We start from the raw sequence: 6,658 nt of genomic DNA, 5'->3' as shown, positions 1-6,658 counted from the left end.
GGGGTGGGGCCGGCGGCGAGCAGCTCATTGCTGGGGCCGCAGTCGCGAGCACCCTGGCAGTACCGGGGCATCGTGACGAGCACGCTGTATTCGATGCGGCTGTTGGGAGGGGCGCTGGCGGTGGCGGCGCTGTCCCTGGCGCGGGGGCACTTCGCGTTGCAGTTCGGCATCGCCGCGGGGCTCACGGCCGTCGCTGCGCTGGGGATGGCCCTGGCGGCACCGGGACGGGAGGGCAACGTCGCGCGCGAGGGGTGAGGGCTACACCTCGGTGAACCGCATGCCGGTGGCGCCGGTGCGCTCCAGGGCGGTCTTGAGGGCTTCGGAGACGATGAGGGCGATGGACCAGCCCCAGGTGCGGAAGACCTTGGCGTCACCCACCTTCGACGGATCGATGCGCATGCCTGCGACGGAGAGGTACTGACCGACCTTGTGGGGCTGTCCGTGCTTCGGCTCCCAGTATTGGACCTCCCGGGAAGCCTTGTCGTCGATACAGCGAATCATGCGGGTTGCCACCAGCATGCTGAACTGTTCGGGCTGTCCGTCGATGTCCACCGCGAGAAGCTGGACGTCATTGGGCGCAAGCTCCGCGAAGACCGTTGCGACCTTGACGTGGATGATGGGCTCGGTCCCGATGCCGGCTGAGGAAAATCCAATGGCCGCCCAGGTTCATCAATGGGAATTCGGAGGCGGCCTGTCACGTGAACGGGCTTGCCGGCCCGAAACATCCACGGGTCCTCGACTTCCACTCCATGTTCATCGACGGGATCACCCAGGTACCAGCGGTCGGGTGCGTAGACATCCTCGGACAATTTGAAGTAGCGCCCTGCCATATTCAACTCCATCAACGCTTCTGGGTAAGCAGCTTGTTGAGGAGTGCGCCCGGAGCGTTGGCTTCCTTCGCAAGTTCTTGGAGTGCAGTCGTCAAGGCATTGCGGCACTGCACCACGGTTCGACAGCCCTCCGTGGCGCCCACCCCAGCCGCTTCATGTCCGCCTCGCAGTCACTTCCACCGCGGGCGTTACGCTAACAGCAAATCCTGACAGGACTCACTGGGGCTCGCCCAGCTCCCGGAGGAAGAACAGGCGGATGTCGTCCAGGTAGAATCGACCGTCTGGGCTGTGCCCCTCGCCGGGCATGATCAACAGGTCGAAGTGCTTGTTCGCCTGCACCAGCGCCTGGGCCATCCGCATCGTCGTGGACAGCGACGCGTTCACATCACTGGTGCCGTGCATCATCTTGAGCGCGCCCTGGAGCTTCCCCGCCAGCGCCTCGTTGGAGCCCGCCGCGTAACCCGCAGGATTCTCCGCGAGCAGGCCCATGTTGGGCTCGTTGATGAGGGCTTCCTCCGTCAGCGCCCCCGGTGCTCCCGCGTAGCCCGCCTTGAAGAACTCCGGCGCCGTCAGCATCCCTCGCAGCGCGAAGTAGCCGCCCCAGGAATGGCCGTGGATGCCCACCCGCTCCAGGTCCATGTAGGGCCGGCTCGCGCCCGCCTGCTTCAAGGCCGTGACGTGGTCGGGAATCTCTGTCTGGCCCACGCGCCCGTAGTTCACGTCCTGGAAGGCCTTGCTCCGCCCCGGCGTGCCCCGCGCGTCCAGCACCATGACGATGAACCCGAGCTGTGCCAGGGAATGGGCGACAAACGATTCCATCGTGCCCACGTACCCCCAGGGCACCACCGTCGTGAATGGTCCCGCGTAGATGATGTCGAGCACCGGGTAGCGCTTCTTCGGATCAAAGTCCCACGGCTTGTACAGCACGCCATACAGCGGCGTCGTGCCGTCCGCCGCCTTGACCGTGAGCGACTCCGGCGGTGTGTAGTGCAACGCCGCCAACCCGCTCACGTCCGCCTTCGCGTAGCGGAAGGACGCCCTGCCATCCGACGAGGCGACCTCCCAGGCCCTCGGCTGCGTCCGGGTGGAATGCCCATCCACGAAGTACCGCGTGGAGGGAGACATCACGACCCGGTGCACCCCAGGCCCCGGTGACAGTCGCTTCAGGTCCCCTCCCGCCATGGCCACCCGGTACAACAGCCGGTCATAGGGAGCCTCACGCTCCGCGGAGGCCAGCACGAAGACGGTGTCTGCCTTCGGCGCCACGCCCAGCACCGCGTGCACCGGGAACGGGCCCCGGGTGAGCTGGCGCACGAGCTTGCCGGAATAGTCATACAGATAGACGTGACGCCAACCGTCCCGCTCGGACATCCAAAGGAAGTGCTGGTTGTCCGGCAGGGCCTTCACCTGCCGCGACCAGCCCTCCAGCGCGAAGTCGAGCGCCCCCACGAACGTCTCCGGACGCTCCTCCCTGAGCACGCGGCGGCTGTTGCCCGTCGTTGCATCCACCGCCATCAGGTCCAACCGCTTGCCATTCCGCGACAGCCGGAGCACGAACGCCTCGCGTCCGTCCGGACGCCAGCCCGCGAACCATTCATAGCCCTCCGTCTCCGCGCGCGGCACGGCCACCCCCTGTCCCGACTCCACGTTGATGACGTGCAGCTCCGAGCGCATCAGGGGCGTGCCTGTCTTGGAATAGGGCGCCCACGACACCTTCTCCAGCGCGGTGCCGTAGTCGACCAGCGGAATCCGGTGCACGGCCCGCGAGTCCTCGCGCCAGACCGCCAGGAACCGACCCTGGGGAGACCACGCCGATTCGGGGATCCGCCAGGCGTTGTCCTCGGTGCCGGTGCGCTCCACCCGGGCCTTCCCCTGGGCATCCACCACCGCGAACCCGGCGTCCCGCTGCTCCGCGACCCCCTTTCCATCCGGCGAGAGGACATTGCCGGGACGGAGCGACAGCGCGACCGGATCCGTGGGCGCGAGCGCCACCACGCGGCGGTCGCTCAAACCCAGCGTGAACGGCTGGCCCTGCACGGAGAAGGCAATCCCTCGCGCATCGGGCGTGAGCGTAAAGGGCATGAACCCGGAGAAGCGGGGCGGCTTCCCCAGCAGCACCGTGAGCTGCGTCCGCAGCACGTCGGGTGACAACAGGGGCTGTTGCGTCTTCCGCTGCGCATCGACCAGCACCCACGTCTCCCGATGCGGGTCGACCATGGACCAGTACACGAACCGTTCGCCCTCAGGCAGCCACCGGGGAGGGCTCAGGGTGTCTCGGATGTGCTCCGGCAACCGGAGCGCGGCATGGGAGAGGTCGAGCCGCTCCTGGAGCGGAACCCCCAGGGCCACCGAGGGCGTGAACAATCCCATGCACAGCAAGAACGCGACGCGCGCACGCAAGGAGACAGGAGGTGTCATGGGCACTTCCAGGGTTGAGGAGGGAAGGGGAACGTCAGGTCATCCGGCGTGAGGTCGGGGACGAGGCGTCCAGCAGCTCCGCCAGCGTCTTCAACCCCCGCTCCAACTCCGCGCGGGAGGTCGCCGCGCCCAGCGATATCCTGAGCGCATTGGGCGCATGGCCCGGCCTCGCGGCGAACACGTGCCCCGGGCCCAGGAGCACGTCCCGCGCGGCGGCCTGCTCCACCAGCTCCGTGGCCCGGCGGTGCTCGGGAATGGGCATCCACAGGAAATACGCGGTGGCGTGCGCGGCATACGGGTGGCCCTTCAACACGGACGCCGCCAGGGATTGCCGGGCCGAGGCTTCGGCCCGCCGTGCGTCGCGCAGGGCTTCGGCCGTGCCCTCTGAAATCCACTGCGAGGCAATCTCATTCAACAGGGGTGAGCCGGACCAGACCGTCGCCGCGGCCGCATGCTCCAGCGCCCGGCGCGCCTCGGCGGGGGCCCGGATGAAACCGACGCGCAACGCGGGCAGGGTCGCCTTGGACAGACTTCCAATGTGATACGTCCGCCCGGGATCCAACGCCACGAGCGGCGGGGGCGCCTTCGCGACGAGCGGCGCCAACGCCCCGTTCTCGATGATCGTCACGCCGAACTCACGGCAGACCTCCACCAGGGCCTGCCGCCGCTTCAACGGCATGATGGCCGTGGTCGGGTTGTGGTTCGTCGGGGTGCAATACAACACCCGGGCGCCGCTCTCGCGGCAGGCCTCCGCGAGCGCCTCGGGAATCAGCCCGTCCGCGTCGAGCGCCACCGGGTGCGTGGGCAGCCGGAGCCACTCCGCCGCGCCGAGCACCCCCGGGTAGGTGACGTCCTCCACCAGCAAGCCCTCGGGCGTCGCCAGCAATGACAACAACATCAAGGTCGCATGCTGGGCCCCACCACACACCGTGACCTCCCCGGCGGACGCAGGCACCCCCGCGAGCCCCAGCCAGCGTGCCCCCGCTGCCCGCTGGGATTCGGAGCCCGCGTGCGCCTGATAGCCACTGAGCGCGGCCAGGTCCGCACGGCCTCCCAGGCGCGTCAGCGCGGCGGCGAGCGACAGGTGCCCCAGGTCCCCGGGCACGATGGGCACCGCCGTGGGGCCCAGGTCGATGCGCGTCCGGTCGAGCTGGGGCGAGTACGGGTCCGCCTCCGTGAGGTCCCTCACGAAGGTCCCATTCCCCACCTGGCTGCGGATGAGCCCCCGCCGCTCGGCTTCGGCATACGCCCGCGTCACCGTCCCCAGCGAAGCCTCCACCGTGGCCGCCAGCTCCCGGTGCGTCGGCAGCCGGTCCCCCGCACGCAGCCTTCCGGCGCTGATGTCCGCCGCGAGCGCGTCGACCAGCGCCGCGTACAGCGGCCCGCCAGAGCGTTTCAGCCGCGGCTTCCAGGTGGAGCGGGTCATGGACTTCCTTGGGACGGAGGCGTCATGGGACGCAACCCAGATTGTACCATGACAATTCCCGGGGTGCACCAGGACAGGTCCCGGAAGGCCCGGGGCCTCCACTCACCGCTGGGAGATCCGCCCGGGGCTCAGTCCTCCGTGAGGAGGAGGCTCCAGAGCAGCACCTTCTTCTTGCCGGGCGGCCGGTGCAGGCAGCGGACCGGACCGTCCTGCGACGCGACGAAGACGATGGCGCCGGAGTGCTGGTTGGCGAAGACGGCCGCGGCGCGGTGGCGCGAGCCGTGCTGGCTGATGGGGTAGTGCGGCCCGGGCCGCCCCTGGAGCGTGCGCGCCTCGAACACCTGCGGCGGACCGCTGCGCGGGATGGCGATCTGATACCCCGCGCAGAGCACCTCCAGCTCCGGTCCCAGCACCAGCGCGTTGTCCACCGCGGTGAGCTGCCCGATGCTCTCCACCAGCGCGTGGAAGTCGCTCTCGGTCGACTTGTCGTCGTGCTCGGCGGCGGCCTTCTTCGACTCCGGATCCTCCGGCGCCTCCGTCCCGGCGGCCCGCCCGGCCTCCGCGCGCCATGCGCCGTTGATGAGGTCCGCTCGCGCCTGCACGAAGCGCTTCAACCGCTCGCGCAGCAGCGAGCCCTGCTCCTGCGGCAGGCTGTACTTGCCGCGCGTGCGGAAGCGCTCCATGTCGTGCTGCTTGGGCAACAGGGCAATCAGCCCGCCGTGGTGCAGCGCCCCCATCTTCCGGATGAGGCCCTGCACCGCGTTGGACACGTACCACTCGCGGTTGCCGCCCATCAGCGGCTGCACCTTCGGCAGCGACTCCACCAGCCCGGCGCACTGCTCCAGCAGCGCCGAGCGCACCGCGCTGTCCTCGTGGAAGAGCAGGTCGTGCAACGCCACGCGCCGCCCGGGGGGCACCGGCGCGCCCTGCTCGTAGCGGAACACCTCGCGGCCCTGGGTGCTCACCACCAGGTGGCCCGGCTCGGGCGCGTGGAGGATGAAGACGTCCTCCTCGCCCTCGGCGTGGAACTCCGTGTACTCCACCCGCCGCGCCAGCCCCTGGATGCGCAGCTTCCCGTCGCGCGGCCCCACCACCACCGCCGTGCGCGGCAGGTGCGCCGCGGGCGCCAGCTTCACCAGCGCCTCCACGCTGAAGTCGGTGATGCTGGACTTGGGCTCCAGGGGCAGCGTCTCCCACGCCTGCCGGTGGCCCCGCACACCGCCGATGAAGACCGTCTCCCGCACCGCCTGCAGCCCCGGCAACCCCTGCGCGTGGTAGGCGATGCGCACGCGCGTGGCCTCGCCTTCCTCCCGGCCCAGGCTCGCGAAGAACACCGTGTCCGCCAGGACGACCAGCAGTCGCAACGTCGGCTCGGCCACGGGCGTCTTGGCGAACTGGCGCAGCCAGCTGCGCAGGGCTTCTCCGGGATATTGCAGGCCGGGCTCATCCATCGGGCGCGCAGCATACCCACGCCTTCTGGCTTCCCGGAGGAAGTCACGCTCCCTCCGCGTCACGGCGTCTGCTTTCCAGCCCCGCGCGAGAGCAGGCCCGACCTGTAGCACCACGGGCGCGACAACCGGTGACGCCTCCGCGTCCAGGACCGACATCATTCCTCGATGAGCGGCTGGAGCGTGCCGAACCGCTCGATGCCTTGATCCAGCGCCGAGCGCACCGCGTGCATCAGCGCCCCATCCGACATGCGCCGCACCACGACAACGCGGGTCGCCACGAAGGACGGCGCGCCCCCCAGCCGCTCCTCCAGCGCCTCCAGGGTGTGCACGGTGAGCACGAAGCGGCGCCCGTCGCGCAGCCGCACCTCCAGGTCCCGGGAGCCTTCGAAGGGCAGCTCCGCGTCGTCGGCGACGAGCAGGGAGGCAATCCGCTCGTCCTCGGTGTCGATGGACCGCATCCCCGTCCGCTCCCGCGCGCGTCGTCGCATGCCCGGGACGATGGGGACCCCCACCCGCGCCTACAAGCCGTCCCC

4 protein-coding genes and 2 pseudogenes are annotated in these 6,658 nt (G+C 69.7%); 1 reads left to right on the top strand and 5 read right to left on the bottom strand.

The genetic code is table 11. The features are described from left to right. Nucleotides 1–255 (top strand): annotated as a pseudogene (locus tag D7X12_RS37520) (MFS transporter); the annotation flags it as partial. A 3-nt stretch (nucleotides 256–258) separates the two neighbouring features. On the opposite strand, the pseudogene D7X12_RS37515 reads toward D7X12_RS37520, so the two are convergent. The 5 genes and pseudogenes from D7X12_RS37515 to D7X12_RS43220 form a co-directional block, all read right to left on the bottom strand. Continuing rightward, a pseudogene (locus tag D7X12_RS37515) lies at nucleotides 259–830 on the bottom strand (imm11 family protein). Between the two features lie 216 nt (nucleotides 831–1,046). Next, a complete protein-coding gene (locus D7X12_RS37510; RefSeq protein WP_120629992.1) occupies nucleotides 1,047–3,248 on the bottom strand; it encodes a S9 family peptidase in 2,202 nt (733 codons plus the stop codon). A gap of 34 nt (nucleotides 3,249–3,282) precedes the next feature. After that, the gene (locus tag D7X12_RS37505) at nucleotides 3,283–4,674 is read right to left on the bottom strand and encodes an aminotransferase-like domain-containing protein (protein WP_120629991.1); all 1,392 of its coding nucleotides are present in this window, start codon (nucleotides 4,672–4,674) and stop codon (nucleotides 3,283–3,285) included. Between the two features lie 128 nt (nucleotides 4,675–4,802). Next, entirely contained in the window at nucleotides 4,803–6,125 is a 1,323-nt protein-coding gene (locus D7X12_RS37500) for a putative sensor domain DACNV-containing protein (RefSeq protein WP_120629990.1), read from the bottom strand. 155 nt (nucleotides 6,126–6,280) lie between these two features. Next, nucleotides 6,281–6,583, bottom strand: coding sequence for a hypothetical protein (locus tag D7X12_RS43220; protein WP_120629989.1), 303 nt, complete (start codon nucleotides 6,581–6,583; stop codon nucleotides 6,281–6,283). Nucleotides 6,584–6,658 lie beyond the last annotated feature (75 nt).

It is taken from the genome of Corallococcus sicarius (genome assembly GCF_003611735.1).
Taxonomy (GTDB): Bacteria; Myxococcota; Myxococcia; order Myxococcales; family Myxococcaceae; genus Corallococcus; species Corallococcus sicarius.
This window is presented reverse-complemented; position numbering and strand designations above follow the sequence as displayed.